General features: G+C 57.0%; 16 protein-coding genes. 8 read left to right on the top strand and 8 right to left on the bottom strand.

Going from position 1 to position 21,566, the window contains the following annotated elements:
* The first annotated feature begins 83 nt into the window (after window positions 1-83).
* On the top strand, window positions 84-1,658 hold the full coding sequence (locus Poly21_RS07095) for a glycerate kinase type-2 family protein (RefSeq protein ID WP_146406184.1): 1,575 nt from the start codon (window positions 84-86) through the stop codon (window positions 1,656-1,658).
* A 114-nt stretch (window positions 1,659-1,772) separates the two neighbouring features.
* Here the strand turns inward: Poly21_RS07095 and Poly21_RS07090 are convergent, their stop codons facing one another.
* From Poly21_RS07090 to Poly21_RS07080, 3 genes are all read right to left on the bottom strand, one after another.
* Window positions 1,773-2,063 (bottom strand): hypothetical protein, encoded by a 291-nt coding sequence (locus tag Poly21_RS07090; RefSeq protein WP_302117944.1) that lies wholly within the window; start codon window positions 2,061-2,063, stop codon window positions 1,773-1,775.
* 335 nt (window positions 2,064-2,398) lie between these two features.
* Window positions 2,399-3,211 carry a site-2 protease family protein gene (locus tag Poly21_RS07085; RefSeq protein ID WP_146406182.1) on the bottom strand — a complete coding sequence of 271 codons (813 nt, stop codon included), beginning with the start codon at window positions 3,209-3,211 and terminating at the stop codon, window positions 2,399-2,401.
* A gap of 63 nt (window positions 3,212-3,274) precedes the next feature.
* Complete coding sequence (locus tag Poly21_RS07080) at window positions 3,275-5,503, bottom strand: prolyl oligopeptidase family serine peptidase (RefSeq protein ID WP_146406181.1); 2,229 nt, start codon at window positions 5,501-5,503, stop codon at window positions 3,275-3,277.
* Between the two features lie 209 nt (window positions 5,504-5,712).
* Between Poly21_RS07080 and Poly21_RS07075 the strand changes: the two genes are divergently transcribed.
* From Poly21_RS07075 to Poly21_RS07065, 3 genes are all read left to right on the top strand, one after another.
* On the top strand, window positions 5,713-6,231 hold the full coding sequence (locus Poly21_RS07075; protein ID WP_146406180.1) for a DUF4430 domain-containing protein: 519 nt from the start codon (window positions 5,713-5,715) through the stop codon (window positions 6,229-6,231).
* A gap of 125 nt (window positions 6,232-6,356) precedes the next feature.
* A complete protein-coding gene (locus Poly21_RS07070; protein ID WP_146406179.1) occupies window positions 6,357-7,409 on the top strand; it encodes a hypothetical protein in 1,053 nt (350 codons plus the stop codon).
* Window positions 7,406-8,182, top strand: coding sequence for a class I SAM-dependent methyltransferase (locus Poly21_RS07065; RefSeq protein WP_302117940.1), 777 nt, complete (start codon window positions 7,406-7,408; stop codon window positions 8,180-8,182). Before Poly21_RS07070 ends, Poly21_RS07065 begins: the two co-directional genes overlap by 4 nt.
* Window positions 8,183-8,422: 240 nt before the next feature.
* On the opposite strand, the gene Poly21_RS07060 is transcribed toward Poly21_RS07065, so the two are convergent.
* Entirely contained in the window at window positions 8,423-10,297 is a 1,875-nt protein-coding gene (locus Poly21_RS07060; protein ID WP_302117939.1) for a tetratricopeptide repeat protein, read from the bottom strand.
* 297 nt (window positions 10,298-10,594) lie between these two features.
* Here Poly21_RS07060 and Poly21_RS07055 point away from each other — a divergent pair, with 297 nt between their 5' ends.
* Window positions 10,595-11,548 (top strand): 2-hydroxyacid dehydrogenase, encoded by a 954-nt coding sequence (locus tag Poly21_RS07055; protein ID WP_302117937.1) that lies wholly within the window; start codon window positions 10,595-10,597, stop codon window positions 11,546-11,548.
* A complete protein-coding gene (locus Poly21_RS07050; protein ID WP_146406176.1) occupies window positions 11,541-13,109 on the top strand; it encodes a YihY/virulence factor BrkB family protein in 1,569 nt (522 codons plus the stop codon). The genes Poly21_RS07055 and Poly21_RS07050 overlap by 8 nt, the downstream gene beginning before the upstream one ends.
* Window positions 13,110-13,246: 137 nt before the next feature.
* Here the strand turns inward: Poly21_RS07050 and Poly21_RS07045 are convergent, their stop codons facing one another.
* The 4 genes from Poly21_RS07045 to Poly21_RS07030 all read right to left on the bottom strand — a co-directional run bounded on the left by Poly21_RS07045 (window position 13,247) and on the right by Poly21_RS07030 (window position 19,008).
* Window positions 13,247-14,119 (bottom strand): hypothetical protein, encoded by an 873-nt coding sequence (locus Poly21_RS07045; protein WP_146406175.1) that lies wholly within the window; start codon window positions 14,117-14,119, stop codon window positions 13,247-13,249.
* Window positions 14,120-15,954: 1,835 nt separating this feature from the next.
* Window positions 15,955-16,917 (bottom strand): WD40 repeat domain-containing protein, encoded by a 963-nt coding sequence (locus tag Poly21_RS28245; protein ID WP_146406174.1) that lies wholly within the window; start codon window positions 16,915-16,917, stop codon window positions 15,955-15,957.
* A gap of 21 nt (window positions 16,918-16,938) precedes the next feature.
* A complete protein-coding gene (locus Poly21_RS07035) occupies window positions 16,939-17,814 on the bottom strand; it encodes a DUF1559 domain-containing protein (RefSeq protein WP_436967477.1) in 876 nt (291 codons plus the stop codon).
* Window positions 17,815-17,925: 111 nt separating this feature from the next.
* The gene (locus Poly21_RS07030; RefSeq protein WP_146406173.1) at window positions 17,926-19,008 is read right to left on the bottom strand and encodes a hypothetical protein; all 1,083 of its coding nucleotides are present in this window, start codon (window positions 19,006-19,008) and stop codon (window positions 17,926-17,928) included.
* A 636-nt stretch (window positions 19,009-19,644) separates the two neighbouring features.
* Here Poly21_RS07030 and aroF point away from each other — a divergent pair.
* Window positions 19,645-20,736 (top strand): 3-deoxy-7-phosphoheptulonate synthase, encoded by a 1,092-nt coding sequence (aroF, locus tag Poly21_RS07025; protein ID WP_146406172.1) that lies wholly within the window; start codon window positions 19,645-19,647, stop codon window positions 20,734-20,736.
* Window positions 20,733-21,485 carry a triose-phosphate isomerase gene (tpiA, locus tag Poly21_RS07020; RefSeq protein WP_146406171.1) on the top strand — a complete coding sequence of 251 codons (753 nt, stop codon included), beginning with the start codon at window positions 20,733-20,735 and terminating at the stop codon, window positions 21,483-21,485. The genes aroF and tpiA overlap by 4 nt, the downstream gene beginning before the upstream one ends.
* The last annotated feature ends 81 nt before the right edge of the window (window positions 21,486-21,566 follow it).

Here is a 21,566-nt window from a genome sequence, read left to right as displayed (position 1 = left end):
GGTGCGCTTGCATGCAGTAGGATATCACGAGACTGCACAAAAGGTGCGAGAAACGGCAATTTCCACATACGGGTTTATAAAAAATGCGAGACTTGCGCCGAGATGGCACGCAGATTTTCGAAGCGGGCGTCGATGCGGTGCGAGGCGACCAGCTGATTCGGGACTGCGTGCGACTGGACGACCAGCATCTGTGGCTGGGCACGACCGGCATCCCACGGGACGCCTTCGATCGCTTGATCGTCGTGGGTGCGGGGAAGGCGAGTGGTGCGATGGCCGTGGGGCTGGTGCAAGCCTTGTCGCAGCCCGCCGGTGGAGCTGAGGTGGGTGATTCAACAAGCTGTTCGAGCGTCGACGCCAGGACGCGTAAGTTCCGTTCCATGTCATCCCCCTCCCATTCATCCCCGTCACCTCGCGTTGCTCATCCCTGCCGGGGGGAGGGTGGAGATCGCCGCTTCGAGATCATCGGCCAAGTCAACGTACCGGCCGGTGGTGAGTCCGTTCCCGAGGGACTGGACTGGCCAGCGGATCTGAGGCTGTTCCCAGCCCGACCGGCGTCGATCAATGAACCGACGACAGCGGCGATCGCGGGGACGGACCGCATCTTGGAGCTAGCCAACGCAGCCGGTGACCGGGACCTGGTCATTGCGCTGATCTCCGGTGGCGGCAGCGCGCTGCTATGTCGGCCGGTCGCGGGCGTCACACTCGACGAGAAGCTGGCGGTGATCCGGCACCTCAGCAGCCATGGCGCCAGCATCACGGAGCTGAACACGGTCCGCAAGCATCTCAGTGAGGTCAAAGGTGGCGGGCTGGCACGGGCGGCGGCCGCCGCGACGCTGGTGACGTTGGTGCTGTCGGACGTACTCGGTGATCCGCTCGATCTAATCGCCTCGGGACCGACGGTACCCGATCGCTCGTCGGCTGATGATGCGCTGCAGTTGCTTGCCAAGTTCGATCCCAACCGACAATTGCCCGCGGCGGTGTACCAGGCAATCACCGCTAGGCAGGCCGCCTCACGCAGCGAGCTCGTCGTTGATCGTGCGGCGGTCAGAATCACGGCCCGCGGCGCGGACCGTGGCATGGAGTCACCGATCATCGTGCTCGGTAACAACGCCGTCGCGGTCGATGCCGCCGGTGTCATGGCATCGTCCATCGGATATGTACCGGACACTCGATCGGCGCGCTGCGGGGAGGGACTGGCTGAGACGGTTGGCGAGGAGCTTGCCGAACGCGTGTTGACGATGCTTCGCAATCACGATGTTTCGGACGCGCCGCGGGCCGTAGTCACAGGTGGAGAACCGGTGGTGCGATTGGCTGATGATGCGATCCGGGGGCGAGGTGGACGGAATCAGCAGTTGGTACTAGCCGCCTATCGATGGCTGTTGGGAGCAGGGTTAACGAACGACCAGTGGCAACGACTCTTGATCTTGTCCGGTGGCACGGATGGTGAAGACGGGCCGACCGACGCAGCGGGTGCATTCATCGATGGTGCAGTGCACGATCACGCGCTGGAACTGGGGTTGGCTCCCGATGAGTTCTTGCGGTGCAACAACGCATATGCGTTCTTCGAGCAAACGGGCGGCTTGCTGATCACAGGTCCGACCGGCACGAACGTGTGTGACCTGCGTGTGGCGTTGGTGATGCGATCGACTGAGCGGTGAGGTTGGAATATGCGGGCAAGAAAAAAGCCACGATCGTCCGTTTCCGGTCTCACGTGGCCTGGCAGATGGATGAATGGAAGTTCCTCATCGAGGAGGAGCTGCCAAGAAGGTCGTCTAGCGACGCTTTTTCTTAACGGCCTTCTTCTTAGCAGCCGCCTTCTTGGTTGCTTTCTTGACTGGAGACTTCGCACTGGCGCGCTTGGTCGCCTTCTTCTTAGTGGCTTTCTTGGCTGGGGACTTCGCAGCGGCTTTCTTAGTTGCCTTCTTCTTAGTCGCCTTCTTTTTCGTTGCCTTCTTCTTGGTTGCCTTGGTGCCAGCGACCTTCTTCACTGACTTCTTGGCTGCCTTCTTTTTGACACTCTTCTTGACGCTCTTTTTGGCGCCAGTTGCTTTCTTCTTGGCCATCTTTTCCTCCGCGAGAAAGAAAATGGTTGACGAGTCATTGTGACTTTTCAAACACGACATGTTTGAAAGCCACCGGCCACGGCTCATCAACACAAACTTGAATGATCACTTCCGCCGGCTTCGATGTTCCACATCGACCATGCAAGCAAAAGCAATCGTTAACACACTTGCGCGTAACTGTACGCGCTTCCTCAGATTCCGCAACATCTTTTTTTGAAAAAGCGGTTGCGTTGACAAAGATTTTTGCTAAGCCACGAAGGAATTGCAAGCACGCGAGCATGTTTTCAACGCCTTCGGATGAAAGTTTTTCATCGCGATGAAGTCACTCGTTAAGCTCATCGATATGGGTTCTGCATCATCTGATAGTTGCCGAAGCCAAGTGACAAGAACAGCAGTCCCATGATCGGTTGATGACCTTGGGTGAGTGCATAGAAGGCAACAGCACCAGCGCTGATCATGCTGATCCACAACCACGTGTCACTGCGGTCGCCACTGAGCAAGACGAGCGAGCGCATCACACGACCACCATCGAGTGGAAACACGGGAACCAAATTCAAGAGTGCCCAAAGGACACTTGGGAACACGTAGAAGAAAACCATCGTCAAGAGTGCGATACTCTCAATCGGTCGACCATCGAATACGCCATCGAGTTGGCTCAGTGGCCATGGCATGCTACCGAACGCAGCAACCTGATAACCAAACGCACGAACGGCGCCTGCCAGTACGAATGCCGAACCCAGTTGCGCGACGGGGCCCGCCAAGGCAATCAATAGATCAGCGCTCTCACTCAATCGTGGTGGCGAAAAGGCGTTCACGAAACCGTCATCACCTCGGCTGCGCATGCTCGATGGGATCGCTAAGCCACCGAAGTGATACAGCACGATCGAACTCTCCGTGGAGTAGTAGCGAAACGCGAAAGCGTGGCCGAGTTCGTGGATCAAAATTGATACGAACAAGCACGCCGTCCACAGGAACAGCAATGGAAAAATACCTGGGCTGAGCTCCCGCAGGCCGGCATCGAACATCGATGCGAAACTGTGACCAATCACGACCGCGCCGATCCAAAACGACCATGCAACGCGGACAGGGAACCCGAAGATCATGAAGTTCAGGTCGTACGGAGACTCATCGGGTGCTTGCAGAAACATGGGGGCGAAAGGCTTCAAAGAGGTGAGGGGTCAGGGTCAGCAGCGAGCGTGCGGTGGCTCCGTTCACATGTTTTCGATGAGGAATGCCCACAGGTCGGCGTACTCATCGATTTTCTTGCTCGTCGGCGTGCCGGCACCATGGCCGGCACGAGTTTCGATGCGAATCAGCACGGGTTTTTCGCAGCCCTGGGCCGCTTGCAAAGCCGCGGCAAACTTAAAACTGTGCCCTGGCACCACGCGGTCATCGCGATCAGCAGTCGTAATCAGGGTCGCCGGATAGCACGTTCCGGCGGTCAGGTTATGGAGCGGACTGTACGACAGGAGATTGTCGATTTGATCGGCCTCATCACTGCTGCCGTACTCGCTCGCCCAAGCCCATCCGATCGTGAATTTGTGGTAGCGCAGCATGTCCATCACACCGACGGCCGGCAAGCACGCTGCGAACAGATCGGGTCGCTGTGTCATCACGGCACCGACGAGCAGTCCCCCGTTGCTGCCGCCACGAATGGCGAGCTTTTCACGTCGGGTGATTCCGGTGTCGATGAGGTGTTCTGCGGCAGCAATGAAGTCATCGAATACGTTTTGCTTGTTCAAACGCATCCCAGCTTCGTGCCACGCGCTACCGTATTCGCCACCGCCGCGAAGGTTGGCAACGGCGTACACGCCGCCGTTGTCTAACCACGCCGCGATCGCTGGAGAGTATTCGGGTGTCAATGAAATGTTGAAACCACCGTATGCGTAGAGCAACGTGCGATTGCTGCCGTCGTTGCGCTGATCGCGATGACGCGTGATCAAGATTGGTACGCGCGTGCCATCCTTGCTAGTGCAGAAGACCTGCTCGGTGATGTAATCGTTGACGTCGAAGGGCACCTGCGGTTGCAGCCACAGTTCGCTCTTGCCAGTGGCCACGTCGACGCGGTGCAAGCTCGGTGGTGTGACATAGTTGCTGAATGAGAAGAATGTCTCGGTAGCATCTTGTCGGCCCCCAAAACCCGTCACGGATCCTTTGCCAGGTAATTCGATCTCTGCCCTTTGTTGACCATCACGGTCGTATCGCACCACTTTGCTCAGGGCGTCACTGAGATAGCTGGCATAGAACGAATCGCCGAGCAGCGAGACGTCTTCGAGGGTGTCGTCGCCTTGCGCGATAATCGACCGCCACTTCGATCGATCGCCCTGTTCGCTGCCCGCGGGTAGGTTGTCGGCTTGCGCCACGTCGATCGCGATCACGCGCCGTCGCGGAGCATCGAGATCAGTGAGGAAGTAGAGCGTCGAGTCGAGCGATGCGAAAAAACGATAATCGGCGTCAAAGCCTGAAATGATTTTCTGTACCTTAGCGTCCTCCTGTTGCAGATCGCGTACGAAGACCTGTGTTTTGGGCTGGGTGCCCTTCCAGTTCTCGATCACGAGATAGCGTCCGTCTTCGGTGACCGTTGGTGAGAATCCCCACTGTGGCTCATCGGGACGCGCGTAGACGAGCACATCGTCGTCTTGGGGCGTGCCCAATCGATGCAGGTACAGCATTTGATTCTCATTCGTACCGGTGAGCTCTTCACCTGCACTCGGCTGGGCGTAGCGGGCGTAGTAAAAACCGTCCCCGTTGGGCGTCCATGCAATGCCACTGAACTTAGACCAGCTCACCACATCATCGGTGTCTTGACCGGTTGCGACATCGCGGACTCGCCATGTCCGCCAGTCGCTGCCACCATCGGCGATCGAGTATGCCAGCAAGCGCCCATCGTCGCTGGGGTGCCACGACCCCAACGCGATCGTGCCATCTTCGCTGAGTGTATTGGGATCAATCAAAACAGAGCGTTGGTTATCGATTTGATCCGCCGAAACGTCTGCCGCCACCACGTACAGCACGCTTTGATTTTGCAATCCATCGTTATGCGTGAAGAAGTACTTGCCACCACGTTGGACAGGCATCCCGTATCGAGCGTAGTTCCAGAGTTCCTCGAGTCGCGCTCGCATCGGTTCACGCGCGGGCAGCTTGCGGAGGTAGTTTTGAGTCACTTCATTTTCAGCGGTAACCCAGGCTTCGGTTTCTACGCTCTCGACATCTTCGAGCCAGCGATACGGATCGGCAATGGAACGGCCGTGATAGTCATCCACCTGGTCGCTGGTGGGGCTCGGCGGATAGGTGATTGCGGGAGTGGTAGGCATGGCGGCTGAGGGGGGGGATTGGGCAGCGGCGGGATGAAGACCAGCAGCGAGGCAGGGAAGCGCGAGCAGGAGACACGCGATCTTTGCCACCCAAAAGCTGGCATGTGAAACGTTGGAATCTGTCATGGATCAGTCTCGGTGGGTGAGTAAGGTGATACCCGGGGAGTTGGAGCATACGTGCAACCGGGGCCCATCGCAACGCGACGCAGGGCAGCGCTGGACGGAGTGGCCGCTGGGCATTGCGAGGGGTTGCTGGCGCGGGATAATGACTGGGGCTGCCACCTCGACGCATTCGGGGAGGTTCCGTTCGCACCCTCCCACTTGGACTTGTCGCTATGAAATGGCACCCTCAGAAGATATCTCGCTCCGCTCATGCCATCCGGTCGGTCGTGATCATGTCGAGCTGTATCGCAATGTTGCTTGCCTGCGGGTGTCGCGTTGAGTCGCCCCCCCAATCCACAACGACGCCATCCTCAGCTTCGCAGGACACCGATGCCGACTCGGGGTCCTCCAAAACAGAATTAGTAACGCTGGAAATCTACAAACCCAGCACTGGCAGTGGCGAGAATTCGACGAAGTCGGAGGTTGCTGAATTTACCGAGTCGTTCGCCGCTACCTCCGGTACGACGCTCGAAGAGATTATGCGTAAGATGGAGCAGCCGAAGATTGTCATCACCGGCAGTGGCGCCACCGCGTTTGTGCAGAGCATCGATGGTGTGGCGACCAATTCATCACGTGGCTGGACGTTCACCGTTGATGATGAATTCGCCAACGTCGGAATCGGATCGTTGAAGCTGACACCTCCCCAAACGATCCGCTGGCGATTCACGACGTTGGAGGAGGCAACGAAGTAGATCGCACTGGACGCTCGGCGATCAGGTTTCTCGATCGTGCAGCCTGCCGCAGGCCTGATTCATCTCCAAACTCAGATGCTCACTCGGCTTGATCGCTTATCAGTGGCCTCACTTTCGTCACCTCTATGAATCGTAACAACGTTCACGAACGAATCCCTTGGCTGGCTTGGCCGAGTGTGCTCTCGCTCGACGCTGTCTTGGTGGCGGTCGTCTGGCAGCAGTTATTGCTGCAAGGCTTTTGCGATCGCGGCTCAACCTGGCCGGAAGCGGGATCGCTCGGCGCCACGGTGTGGCTGATTTATGTTGCCGATCGCCTGCTCGACGCAGTTCGCTTGGACGTCAGCGCACCGCATACGCTACGGCACGGGTTTTATCTCCGTCACCGCCGGGTTTTTATCGTGCTGTGGATTGCTGTGCTCACGCTCAACGCGTTCGTCGTGGTGCACTATCTACCGCACGAGCTACTGCGTGGAGGTGTGCTGCTCGCTACAGCGGTTTTGATCTACGGCGCGGGAGTGCATTTTTCCCCGCTACGATCTCCGGTGCTGCCGGCCGAGCGGCGGCATGACGTGACCGGGCGATTGATCCCGAAGGAGGTCCGGGTGGGGATGCTGTTTTCATTGGGGGTCACTTTGAGCGTCTGGACAGAGTTGATCTCCGGTGGAACGAGTGGAGTCGGATTGGTGCCACTGACGGTTACGACCGGCGTGCTCGCTGTTTTGTTTGCGGGCAATTGTATGTTGGTGGCACAGTTTGAGCGAGAAATGGATGAGGCGCAATCCTTCCCGTCCATCGCCACTGAGAGTTGTTCGCCGACACGCAAGGGTCGATCCCGATGGGTGTCAGCCACCATCCTCTCGATGATGCTGTTGCCGCTGGTGCTGTTAGTCATGCCGATGCCAGCTCTGGTACTGTTGGCTGCGGCAATGAGTGCGGCGGGACTATGTGTTGCGGCGACGATTCGTTCACCGGCGCAGCCAAACTTGGATGCACGGCAGCGTGCCCGTAGTCAACGAGCCTGTGGTCAGAGGGCCCGAGGTCAGGGGGCCCATAGTCAGAGGGCCCGTGGTCAGCGAGGGGCCCGTGGTCAGCGAGCATGCTTCGATGTCCGCGGGGCGTGGGTGGATGCGGCAGTCTGGGCGCCGCCCTTGACGGTCGTATGGCTAGGCCTGTTATGAAGCGGCTGCCGACATCGCGTTCGCAGCGTGGGTATGACCGCTTAGCGCGGTTCTACCAGCCGCTGGAATGGCTGGTTTACGGCGACCGCCTCCAGTCCGCTCGGACTGCCCTGATCGCTGAGCTTCCACGCTGGGATCGGCTGCTGGTTCTCGGTGATGGCGACGGCCGACTCCTGGAACGGCTCGTGGCCGATCAAATCCACTCGCTCACGCGCAGGGATGTCAGGGGGACGGGCAACGGCATGGGCACTGGGCGAGACGAAGTCAAGCAGGCACGCGATTGGAAGGTCACCAGCGTGGATCAGAGCACGCGGATGCTCAGACGGCAGCGTTCCCGTACTGCGAGGCTAGTCGGTACAGATCATATCGAGTTCATTCGCGCGGACGCTGTCAGCTTTACGCCGCAGAAGCAGGCGTACGATGTCATCGTGACGCCATTCTTTTTGGACTGCTTCGGGGAGGCGGAGTTGGACGTTCTCCTACCGCAATGGCTGAGGGGACTGCGTCCGGGAGGCACGCTCTACCACGTCGATTTCATCGTTCCCAGACAGGCTTGGCAGCGTGCGCGAGCACAGGCTTTGTTGTGGGCGATGCACGCTTTTTTTCGCTGGCAAACAGGCCTTAAGAATCGTTCGCTCGTCGACACGGAATCAGCCATCGAGCGATGTGGGTTACGCAAGGCCGCTGAACACATCAGTGGCAGCGGCATGCTGGCATCTCAAATCTGGCGTTGTCGCCCCATGCCTAACGGCACGCGGCCCACGTCAATGTAAGCTGACGTCCACGCCATTCGTATCAAACTTGGCAGCTTGACCAGCGGCCTCGGTCGCCCGCGAAGGTCTGCACAGGATGTCCGCCAATGGTCCCGATGGTCCCTGGCAGACATCGGTTCGCCCAGGACTTTCTTGAATAACGGACCTTCTTAAATAACATTATCGGGCACGTGAGTCATGCCTGAATAAAACTGGATGAACCTGTTTTGAGAGGTGTCTCGTTGAAGCTGATGCAGGGCATCAGGTATCGATCAGGTCTTCAGGAGCGAGGATGGGAAGTTGATTTTCTTCGGTCTCCTGCTTTTCTCGCCACGGCTCATTCTTTTCATAAGACTCAAGTTCTTGCTCGAGTTGATCGAGCTGTTCGTTCTCTTGCTGCTTGCCTTGCTCGACGGCTTTCTTGCTCCATTTAATGGCATTCTCGAAATCACCGTTCTCGGCGTAGCCGGCGGCCAGCGTGCTGAGGATGTGGGCTTCCGATTCGTCGGTGAGTTTGACCGCTCGCAGGCCCAGTTCGATGGCACGCTTGCCGTCGCGAACGTCATCCTGCGGCGATGTGGCCAACACCCAGGCGAGATTGTTCAAGATTCCCGACAAAATTACTTTGTTTTCCTCGTCATCTTGCTTGCCTATTTTCTGAAGGGCTTGCTCGTAGTCGGCAATCGCTTCGGCATGCTCGCCCACGGCGAGGTACGCGTCGGCACGCGACCGGAGAACGGCGGCGTTATCGGGTTCTTTGTCGAGAACATCGGTGAGTGTCTCGATAGCTTGCCGAGGCCGATCGTCTTGGAGATACAGACTTGCCAATTGAATTTGACGGAACGTATCGTTTGGATTGCGTTCGATCAAAATTTGCATGTCATTGATCGCATCGGCCATGCGCCCTTCCTCGATCGCGATAAAGCAGCGCACCACGATGGCTTGATCGATCTGTTCGACTTGGGGCGCGATGTCAATGGCGGACTTGAGATCCTGTTTGGCCGATTTGACATCATCGCGGCTAAGTGACAGTTCTGCTCGTTGCAAGAGTGCCAGGGGGTCTTTGGGTTGCATGGCGAGCGCCTTATTGAGGTCTGCGAGTGCCTCGTCTTCCTTGTCGCCAAGCATGCGGTACAGGATCGCGCGAAGCCGATAGAGACCTTCGCTGGGGCTCGCCGCAATCGTCTTACTCAGCAACGCCACCGCATCGTCGGCGCGATCCAGATCAACGAGCTGCTGGACCGTGGCTTGAGCAATTTGTTGATTGGTGGGGTCGATTTCGAGCACGCGTTGGAGGTCTTCGACGGCGCCGTTGACCTTGCCAGCCTGCAGTCGTGCGCCAGCGCGTTCCCGCAGAGCACCAGTGTTGTTGGGATCCGCCTTAATGGCAGCATTGAGGTCAGCTAGCTTTTTACCCGCGTCGGTTTGCGTGACGGCGCGGAGTAAATACGCCTTGCTCTGTTCCGTGGGGTTGTCTTCGTAGAGCTTGATCGCTGCGGTGGTCGACTTTTGGATCACATCGGTATCACCATCGGGCAGCAGGTTGAGCTGGGCGATCAACATGTGGGCTTCGGCTAGCTCGGCGTCGTATTTGATCGCGTCAGTCAGAGCTCGAATGGCTTCAGCGCGAGCCATGAGTTGTTGTCGACCTCGCAAACGCACCATGGCGCCGGCGAGACCTTGACCGCGTTGGAGTTGGACGCTGCCGAGCATTTTGCGAGCGAATGAACGGTTTTCTTCACTGAGTCCCTTGGCGAGCGACGATTCAATCAGTGCCGCAACCGCTTCGAGGTCGCCGTTGGATTCCGCAGCAATCCGTTTCAGCACTGCTTCATCAAGATCAGCCTGTCCCGGATCGATTTCAGCATTGACCGGTGGTGGGGCCAGCGGTGGCTCGGGCGTTGCCGTCGATTCGTCAGCAGGTTGTTCTGGGGCCTCATCGGCGGGCGACTCTTCAGTTTCAGTAGGGGCTTCGGTTTCAGTGGGGGGCGCCTCCTGGACTTCCTGGGCAGCGACAGTCCGGGCGAGCGTGCCATGGCCAATCCCGCCGAGCAAGATGAAACAAACGAGTATCCGCTGCACGAGCGATCGGTCGTGGGTAGCCGCAGATTCCGCTATGATTGATGTTCGATTCATCCTGCATTCTCGCATTGGGTGTCGTGGTGATTTATCTGAGAGGCATTCCGGGCATCACCAACGCACGTTCGACGAATATCGTCGGCGCGGTGGTTGATGGTTGGGTCTCGTGAGCTTAACCGAAAAAGGCGTCTGCCTGCTGTTCGGGTAGGCGTCGGGGTTTTCATGACTGATTATGGCGAACCCAGCAACCGCAGCGAAGGCCAATCTTGACTAAATTGGCGCTTTGTTGTTGGCATTCTCCTTCACTCTTATCCGCAGTATCCAATGTCAGAGACCTCACGGGGAAAAATTTTTGTGACACGCGAGCTTCCCGGTTCCGCGCTCACCCGACTCCAGCAATCGCATCAGGTTTCGATTTGGCCGCATCGGACACCGCCGACGCCGGCCGAACTGCTCGACAACGTCGCGGGATGCCACGGCTTGCTGACGTTACTGAGTGACCGCATTGACGAGCGCGTGATGGAAGCGGCGGGATCGGGACTGCAGGTGATCAGCAATTACGCCGTTGGCTACAATAACATTGATCTCGCCGCCGCGGGCCGTCGTGGTATCCGTGTGGGCAACACCCCCGATGTGCTGACCGACGCGACCGCGGATTTAGCCGTGACCCTGCTACTGGCGGCAGCGCGGCGGGTGAAGGAGGCCTCGGATGAGGTGCGTAGTGGGCAGTGGCAAACCTGGGAACCCGCTGGGCTGCTCGGGCGCGAACTCCGTGGGAAAACATTGGGAGTGGTCGGGATCGGCAGAATTGGCACCGCGTTCGCACAGCGGATGGTCGGCGGTTGGAACATGAAACTGCTCTACACATCGCGTTCGCCACAGGCGGAGGTGGACGAAAAACTCGGGGGCCGCCGGGTCGAGCTCGACGAATTGCTTCGCGAGAGTGACTTCGTCTCCGTTCACGTGGCGTTGTGCGAGGAAACGCGTCACCTGATCGACGCGGCAGCGTTGGCAAACATGAAACCCTCCGCCATTCTCGTTAACACTGCCCGCGGTGAGATTATCGATCAAGAAGCGCTAGTGCAGGCGCTGCGCGAGGAGGTCATTTTTGCCGCAGCACTTGATGTGACGACACCGGAACCGCTGCCGCCCTCGCACCCGCTCGTGGGGCTTCCCAACGCTCTCGTCCTGCCGCATATCGGCAGTGCCACCGATACCGCCCGTCATGAGATGGCTGAAATCGCGGTCGACAATGTGCTGGCAGGTATGAGCGGCCAAGCACTGCGATGCGAGGTGCCCCTTGCCTAAGTGGCTGAACTACCTCTCTGATGCCATTCGCCAGCCCCGTGAGGAGCTCTCACGGAGGCAGCATCAACTTCGGTATGGTTGGGATGTGACGGTCTACTGTGGCCGCCAGCTCGCACGCCATCGAGCCGAGGGGATGGCTGCCGAATTGACCTACCGGACCATCTTTTCGCTCATCCCCGTCGTCGTCCTGGCACTGGTGATGTTCCGTGTGGTCGGTGGTCTTGATGACGTTCAAGCGACCGTCGAAAATCAGCTTTATTCGTTTTTCGGTGTTCCCGAAATCCCCACCGAGTATCTGCAGGAGCAGGTAGAGGAGGTTAAGCAGGAATCGGAGCAAAAGTCCAAGGACGAAATCGCCAAGGTGCTGGCGGATGAAGACGGAGACGATCCGCCAACCCCGCTGGTGACCCATCCACCGCTGGAGACACCCGCTGACTCCGCTGAAGGCATCGTTCCCGACTTTAGTGGACGCGCGAATCCCGAGGAGAAGGTCGATGAGGCTTTAGTGGAGGCGGTCGCTAAGAAGGCGGGCGATGCCGCGACGGCGATGGAGGCAAGAGCGAGCATCCGACGAACGCTGCACCAAGTTACCTCGCAAATCGCATCGCTCAATTTCGCGTCGATCGGAGTCGCGGGGTTGGTGTTGTTTCTGTATGCAGCGGTCGCCCTGGCTGATTCGACCGAGTACCTCTTCAATATCATCTATGAGGCGCCGAGCCAGCGTCCGATTCATTTGCGGTTGGCCATTCACTGGTCCATCATCACGCTCGGGAGCGGGCTGTTGGCATTCAGCCTGTACCTCTCAGGTGAATTTGTCGACTGGTTCGGAGCGATGGGGGTGGGATCGAGTCCCACGTGGCTGCTGCGACACCTCTTATCGTTCATCGCCAGTTGGGTGTTGCTGTTCCTGCTCTATTCGATGATGCCCAACACGCACGTCTCTCTCCGCGCCGCAGCCATCGGATCCGCTGTCGGCGCGGTGCTATGGGAGGTTGCCAAATTCGGCTTTCAGATCTACGTCAGCAAAGCGGTTCCCTACTCGGCCCTGTATGGCTCACTGGGGTTGATTCCCCTGTTTCTGTTTTGGATCTACGTGACTTGGTTGATCGTCTTGTTCGGACTCGTCCTGACCTACACCACCCAAACCATGCGAGGCCGTCGACTGCGCCGCAACTTCATCGAGCCTGACGCGATACCCGCCGGCGATCCCGACTGGATGCTGCCGATCATGACGGAGGTCGCGATGGCATTTGATCGCGGTGACGTCATCGGTCGGCAGGAACTTGCCGACCAGCTGGGGCTGAGCAGTCGGGTCGTGCACGACCTGGAAAACCAATTGATCAGCGGCGGTTGCCTGAGACGGGTACCAGGCGATGACCAGGATGATCATCTGACGTTAGGGCGACCAGCAGAAAAAATCTTGATCGCGGACATCTTGCGACTGGCTCATCAATCACGCCCTATGAGTGCCCATCCCGCGTGGAAGGCACTCGTTAATTTGAAGTTGGCCGAGCGCAACGCGGCCGGCGATCAGACCCTTGCCGATGTGATCAATCGCTGAGGGCGGAAACGAAACGGCTCGGCTGGTGGAGGGGACGTGTTCCCAGGCTCTCGCCGGGCGACGAATGTGCGTGCCACAATTCGAGATTCTAGCCAGCGACACATCGTACTGATTGCGGAGCGATCAGCGACGATTGCTCAACGGGGGTCGAGGGGCAGCGTGAAGATGCGGTGGCGGCTGACATAGGGTTCAGGGTTGGCCGCGACGTGCCGCTCCCAAACCTCTTTCCCGTTGACGGAGAAACTGATCGGTAGATCAGAGAATCTTGCTGGCGTGATCTGCCACATCGATCTGCCGGGCTGGCCTGATGGTTTGGGCTGAATCAAGATGAGTAGTTCCGGGTCGGTGCCGGTTACCATCGCGAACAGGGCAGCGGTTTGTATTTCGGTTTCCGGCAAACCGCTGCGTACCTCCTTTCTGTCCATGGATAGAGAAGAGGCGTCTGTCTGCAGGAGTGGCTGCGACATCAGACGTAACGGCTGCTCAACCGAATCGTTGACGGTCCAGCCTTGGCATGTACGAGCGAGAGAGCGTAGCTGAGCCAGTTGTCGAGTGACGCTGGTGATGCTCGCGGCGGGGGTTTCGATCTCGACATCGAATTGATCGAGGTTCGCCGTCAGAAGCGTGCCACTGACATTGCGAAACTCGTAGCGGATGTCTTCCTGGATGAGTGGGTGTAAGCCCATCGCGGCAACACGTGTGTTTCCTCCCAGTGGCAGGATGTACGAGAAAATCGTGCCGACGGCGACGGGTTGGCCATTGCTTTGCCAGACGAAGAAGTCACCGTGGGTTTCTCCCCGCCGCACCGGATTGTGCCAGCGCATGAGCGGCTTTTCGACCAGCTCGATCGGATCGTCGCCGATGGTTGCCGACAGAACAATTTCCTTCGCGGCGTCAAGATAAATATCGCTCCAGGCATCGCGAATCACCTCCGCCTCATCGGCACTGGCAGCCGCCGCGGTCGTGATGAACCAACCCAAGAGGACCAATCGAGCGATGCGCAGCAACATGAGAAGAACCCTGGGAATTGCAATAGGAGAATAACGAGGGGTGCAAGACATGGTGTCTATATTACGTTCGAGTTGATCGCGAGTCAACTGAATTTGCCTGTGGTTTGGTCCACTCATTTTGCCCGGCAGGAGATGCATTTAAAAAACTTTAGCACCACCTACACTTAGCGAATCCTGCTGCCGCGCCCGCACATTCTACATGACCGTGAAGCGACAGCGTTTCGTACTTTTAAAGCTGATCCGACGGAAGCGTGCGCAGAGCACAGCGGAAGGTTTTTTAAGGCATGGCTCTAGTATCCAATAATCGTTCAAAAATGCGTCCCTGACGAACAAACGCTCGCCAGGGACCGACAACACCATTGGCGTACCGTCGACCGAGATATCCCTTGCCAAGCCAGCAACTGTGCAGAGCTCGGCTCCGTTTCTCACGGCAGTGCCAGTCTAACATTGGTAATCACACCCCAAAAATATATGTTCCATCCGGGGTTATCGTGGGTTTCGCAGCGGTGAGCCAGGTGTGCGGGATTTTCAAGGCATGTCGGTGGCGTCCGAAATCTTTGTCAGGCTGATGCAACTGTGGTAGGATCGTTGCCGTGAGAAGCGGAAGTAAGCTCTGCTGGGAAGCAACTTGCCGAGGAATATCTCGGTCGGGGTGAGCCGAAAGGTGCCTTCGGCTGGCGGCGGATGCGTCCGCCGTCAGCGTTTACCCTGGGACGGCATCGCTCATTTCGGACGCCACCGCCATGCCTCTAAAATCCAACATGCTGGATCTACCCACGATAATCCCGGAGGGACCAAATAAATCCTTGGATACTGGAGCCATGTCTTGAAAACCTCGGGCGCACGCTTCCGTCGGATGAGCCAGTTTAATGAGGTTTTCTCTCGATAATACAAAGGCAATCTCGCAAGTAAATTTGCTTTCCATTACGGCCGATATCGTGTATGCATCCGACGAAAAGCGTGACACTGTCCAGTAGAAAGTCGTTGCAGAATGCCTTGCAGAGTAACTTGATTTTTAACATGCAGTTGGCGAATCATGGCTGAGCATTTCGCTCCTCAAATGCCAGATTCACATGCCATTGTAGTGATTCTGCCGAGGCGTTAGTCTGGAAGCCATTCGCCCCAATGTGTGTCGGTAAAGCGATCCCTGAGGTGCGAGTTGGAGCAGCAGAATCAGGTGCCTCCAGCCATCTCTCCAGCAACGTAGGTGTGGCGGGCGGTCGCGACCGTCGGGGCGCAATGACACGGGAACTTCTGCAGTGCGTAAACCAACGATTTCTGCACGAATCAACATCTCACTTGCAAACTCCATTCCCGTTGAGCTTAATTTGAGCTGTTCGAATACGTCACGTCTGAATCCTCGGAGACCGCAATGGAAATCTCTGATGGAGCCTTCAAAGAGAATGTGGCCGACACCACTCAAAAACGGGTTGCCGATGTATCGATACGTCCAGCGTACAATCGACCAAATCCCCAGGCCGAAAAAGAATATTGTCGTTGATCTTGCTAAGATTAATTGCCTTCTTAACGAGCTTTGATTTTCATTGACCCATTCCTCAGCAAGTTGATATTTGAGACGCACATAGGGTGAATCCGAATGATGCCATTTGATCATTGGCCGATCTATCAATAGCGGCAGAGCAGCTATCATTCGGGGCAGCGGCGGATTGACGTGATATGCGTCCATCCGACCGGTCGCTAGGTGGTATAACCCAGATGGGATATGAGCCGCCTCGTCATTACACCAGCCCGATCGAGCTATCTGCATTGACCACAAACTGAGCACAGGAATCGCGATTGCAAGCAACACGATCACGGTCCGGTACCTCATCGCATTAGCGCCATGGATGGCTCCAGACAATTGCCGTGTTGTCTGTTGATCCAGTTGCGACAGCATCGTCAAGTAACGCAGCCACGCACAAGATGGACTCTCGGTGTTCGATTACAGTCTCACGACCGCTCCCATCCAATGCATCCCAACATCGAACCGTTCGATCTGCTGATGCTGACCAGATCATCCGATCGTCGCGTGAAAAGACTATCTGGTTCACTTTCCCCTGATGCCCATTACACTCAAATTGTTGACGCCAGCTTGCCGTGTCATAGACAACAAGCCTTCCCCCAGATTCGCCGAGCACGAACTGTCTACCATCGCTACTATAACAAGCCGCAGTCGCTGGCCCGGATTGGCTCGACAATCGTTTCCGTTGACGCCCAGTCCCAACCGATACGATGTCAGCGCCGTTCGGTACTGCATTATAAACGATCTCGGTGCCAGACGGATTCAACGCCAGGCATCCATTGGCGTGAGAACACTTATGCTCGGACACGAGTGTCCCGTCTGCCGGGTTCCAGATCCTCCATTTACTATCCGTTCCGACGCTAGCAAGTACCTCGCCATTGGCACTAAAATTGATCGCGAGCACGCGGCCAGCATGAGCATTTCTCGACCACTGTTCGATTCCACGGGGCAACGACCACATTTTAATCGTGCCATCGCTTGACGCAGTAGCAAGACTGTTAGAACTTGGAAACGCTGCAATTGAAGTCGCGCTGCCATCATGTCCCGATATTTCACGAACGGGAGAACCACCGGACGTCGAGAAAAGTCTCCACACGCGATCCGCAGATGCCGTTGCGATCATGTCTAGATCCTCAATGAACGCGATGCCTGTGATATCACCTCGATGTCCGAGTAATTGGATCCGATTTCGGAACAGCCTTGGAACGTACCATGCACTCAGTTCAAAGCATGTGAAACCACCGAGGATGGCGATCTGACGCCGAGTTATCTTCAAACTTTCGCTCCGCCACTAATTTTAGTTCGACTCGCCACTCATACTCGTAAATTGATCAGCGAGCACTTCGATACTGACTTGCTCGCTGACAAATCGCACCGCACCATCACAGAATAATAACATGGCTCCACCGGGGTGCTGGCTTCGCGGCCCTGCGTTAGAAAACCGGTTGTTCTGGAAATTGCATTTCATTCCGCCAGGCGTAGCGGGGCAGTATGGGATCCAGTCGGAACTCGGGTCATCATTGATGCCCCTGCACTCGGTATCACAATCCAGCCCAACGGTTGAGGAACCCGGCGCCGCGAATGCCCACGCGCCACGATTATCTCCGAAATCGGATGCGCTTCTAGTTTCGGCAACAGCGACCGTATTGGAAGTGCCATCAACAATGCTTGAAAATTTCAATCGCGAATTCTGTCCCATCACCCCACGATACTTCACGTCATCCCAAAAATTTCTTCCCCAGCTTCCACTGCCATAGTTCGCTGCGTAATTCCCACGCGAAAATTTCACGTTGTTTTTGGGTTCGAAATGGACATCAGTCGCTGTCTCCGATGGGCACTGGTAGGTCGATACGCTCGTTTCGGCAAATTCGCGATTGGCGATCGCCGTACTTGGCTGCCCGGGATTGTATCGTGAATAGAGGCTTCCCATTTCTAGATTTGGCAGGATCGCAATACTCCACGTCGCCCGAGGATGTCCGCGGCCATCATCGATATATCCAGGCGGATGAATACTTCCGGCTGGTAAGTGCTGGTAGCTGCTGTGGTATCCCGCCAAGGCCAACCCTACTTGTCGGAGATTGTTTTGGCACTGCGTTTTCCGGGAAGATTCGCGAACAGCTTGAACCGCAGGCAGCAGCATCCCGATAAGGATTCCAATGATTCCAATCGACACGAGTAGCTCAACGAGAGTAAAGCCACTCCGTGATCGTATGGTGGAGCGATGAAGTCGTGAGTGATTCATCATTGCCTTAAGCAGCGAATTCCAGATGACGTAGGGTGAGGTTCAACTTGCGCGACGCCGCCAGCGGTAGGCCCAATACGCGATCAAGCCGAGCAGCAGAATGGCATTCAACCAAAGAAACCAGCGATTTTCCGACTGCGCGATTAGCGGACTGCAATTGTCTCGCAGACGTTGTTCATATTCTGCCATTTCCTCGGCCTCGAACGGAATTCGCGTCGTCGCGCCGGTTTCATAGTCGAGAATAGTGGTCCCCGACGGCCAACTCGGAAACCAGTCATTCGTATCCTCAGGTGCCAAATCAAAGTTTTCCACCTTAATCAGCTCAAACGAGCCGGTTTTTGAGGTCGACTCATACGTTCCGGATTTCGGGTATCGAATTCCGTCGTATTCCACGAGGTCATCGATTTGAAAATCAAATGTCCCCGGTTCTCCCGTAGGACTACCTCCCAGCAGCAAATACTCTGGAGCTGAAAGCACCAGGCCAAAACTATTTCCATCTCCACGAATGAAGCACTTGCCGAACTTAGGGTGATCGCGAACGGTCAGAGTCATGGGTTGCCCCTCGAAGTCTTCCTCTTTAAAAACTTGCGGGCTGATGCCGAGCATTCCGCCAAGCGCAGAGCCGCCATATCCTAGGAGAATCTTAAACGGGTCAAGATTGGCGAAATGAGCACTTGGGCCTGCGGTAACAAATCCAGTGTGCTGGGGCGTTGCCTCGCACTTGTCCGCAACGAGAAAGCGGCAGAACCGACGTGTTTGCCGACCGTCGGATGCCTCCCAGAAAGTGACCAGCTTACCGTCTTCGGCTCCCGGCTCTGTGGTGGTTTCCAGGGTTTGGGTGACCCGGTACGGAACCACGGTGGAACCTGGTTTAGGAGTGCCCACTTCGAGGACACGCGTACCTTCGAGCATGATCGGATAGCAGTGCTCGCTCGTCATGCCTGCTGTGAGATGGTCCATTTTAAAGCGGTAGGTGTATTGTTTCCCCAACCAGCAGGTTCTCTCTTGCATACGATTGAGCAGTTCGACATAGGTTCTTGGCTCCTTATCGTCCGCCAGCGTGATGCCGGAAGCGAAAGCGATCGTCATCGCAAAGAAAGCTGCCGCACCAAAACCGTGCATCATATCACTCCATCTCAAGCGAAAATCCAAGGAGATACTCCAGCGCAGTTGCCGAAAATGTGTTTGCTTCGTGGAGAACCGTGGCTAACACCAGGACAGCAAAGATTTCTAAGAACTTACCCAGTAGTGATTCAAACCCATTGCGCGCTTACCCGGGCCAAACCGTTGGCACGATTCGGGCGGCGCGGTGGAGGGATTGAGGGTGAAACTAACCGAGCAGACTCTCAGGGTCAAGAAAAAAGCAGAAACAGAACATAAGGCAACAACGGTGCGTGAAATGCCTTTGTCGATGCGGTGCGGAGCTGTGGGCGACGTCATGCCGCTAGCGAATTTCTTGACACCTCATTGATACAGACGGTCTGCTGCAGCCGAGAATCGCCCCCAGAGGACACTCACGCGCGTGTCGTCCCATCGGAGATTCGCAACTCCTCTCGACGATTTCCCCCTCTGCCTGCTATGGTGTTGCCTCCGATTCCCGCACGTGCCGTCGATTTGATCGACTTTGGTGACGCAGTCGTGAGCCGAGTGCCGTCAGGCACCGGTCCACACCGCCAAGCCGGCCGCTGATGCGTTTCGGCTCCCAAGATCGGCAGCCCGTGCGGGGTGTCCACTATTTGAACAGCCTGGCAGGCTATTTTTGTGATTTTGATTCTGAAAAACGGTGTCTCTGACGAACAAATCGACCGCGTGATTGCACGAGTCGAAGGCTGGGGGCTGCAAACTCATCTCAGCCGGGGCACCTATCGCACGATCATTGGCCTGATCGGCGATGAATCTCAGGTTAGCCAGGAAACACTCAGTTCGCTGCCCGGCGTCAGCCAAGTGATCCCGGTCCTGCCGCCCTATAAGCTGGCGTCGCGTGAGGCCCATCCTGAATCGAGCGTGATCGACGTTTCCGGTGTCAAAATCGGCGGCGGGCAACTCGGCATGATCGCCGGGCCGTGCAGCGTTGAGGACCGCGAACGGATGATGCGGATTGCCGAAAGCGTCTGTGAGTCGGGGGCGAACTTGTTTCGCGGCGGAGCTTACAAACCACGTACGAGTCCCTATGCATTCCAAGGCTTGGGCGAAAAAGGACTTGAGATCCTGCGCGACGTCGGCGATCGATTCGGCATCCCCGTGGTCACGGAGATCACCGATCCACGCAACGTCGAGCTGGTAGCTCAGTACGCGGACATGCTGCAGATCGGAGCCCGGAACATGCAAAATTTCGTGCTATTGACGGAAGTCGGCAAGTCATCGCGGCCGGTCCTGCTCAAACGAGGCATGAGTGCTACGATCGCCGACCTGCTCATGAGCGCTGAATACATTCTCTCGGAAGGCAATCCCAACGTCGTTTTATGCGAGCGGGGCATCAAGAGTTTTGATCCGTCGACACGGAATCTTTTCGATGTTGCCGCCGTGCCTGTGGTGCAAGGGTTGACGCACCTGCCCATGATCGTCGATCCTTCGCACGCGACGGGACGGCCCGATTTGATTCCGCCCTGTGCCCTGGCTGGACTCGCCGCGGGAGCGGATGGTGTTCATATTGAAGTTCACGACTGCCCCGAAGAAGCCAAGAGCGATGGGCCGCAGGCATTGCTGCCCGAACAATACAAGCAAATATTGCAGCAGATGCGATTGATGGCCGACCTGCTCGGCAAGACAATTTCACCGCTCGCGGGCACCGCGGGCAAACCCGATCATTCACCTAAAAACAACCCGCAACCACCTACCGAGGCTCTCGCGTGACTCGACGTACATTGATCGCCGGAAACTGGAAAATGAACATGCGATCGGCATCTGCCCGTTCGCTCGCCAAGGGAATTGTCGACGCCGTCGGCAAGTCGCCTGCGGTTGAAGTCGTTCTGTGCCCGCCCGCCGCTTATCTCGCAGCCGTCGCCGACGTCACCGCAGGCACGCCCGTCGAAGTCGGTGCACAGAATCTGTATGCAGCGGACGATGGTGCCTTCACCGGCGAGCTCAACGCGTCGATGCTGACCGACGTCGGCTGCCGCTTTGTGATCCTCGGCCACAGTGAGCGCCGGCAGTTGATGGGCGAGACCGATGCCGATGTCAGTAAGAAGTTGCATGCGGCCCTCGCGGGCAACCTGGTGCCGATTGTGTGCGTCGGTGAAACACTGCAGCAGCGTGAGACCAATGAGACCGAAGCGGTCGTTGAATCGCAAATTCGCGGTTCGCTCGAAGGGCTCGACGAAGCTCGTGCGGCGGGCATCGTGATCGCTTACGAACCAGTCTGGGCAATTGGCACCGGCAAAGTCGCCACGAAGGAGCAGGCCGAAGCAGTGCATGCGTTCATCCGCGATTTGCTCGGCAAAATGTTCACGCCCGATGTAGCAGCCCAAATCCGAATTCAGTACGGTGGCAGCGTCAAACCCAGCAATGCCTCTGAATTGCTCGCCCAACCTAACATCGACGGTGCCCTCGTCGGTGGTGCCAGCCTCAAAGTCGAAGACTTCGCCGGTATCATCAATAGCTAAGGAACGCTTAGCGTTTAGCTACCAGCTTTTTCAGACCAATGGCCGCGTTGTGGCCATGCCAACCCCAATTTCCACAATGAC

Origin of the sequence: Allorhodopirellula heiligendammensis, assembly GCF_007860105.1 — a bacterium.
GTDB classification, from domain to species: Bacteria; Planctomycetota; Planctomycetia; order Pirellulales; family Pirellulaceae; genus Rhodopirellula; species Rhodopirellula heiligendammensis.
This window is presented reverse-complemented; position numbering and strand designations above follow the sequence as displayed.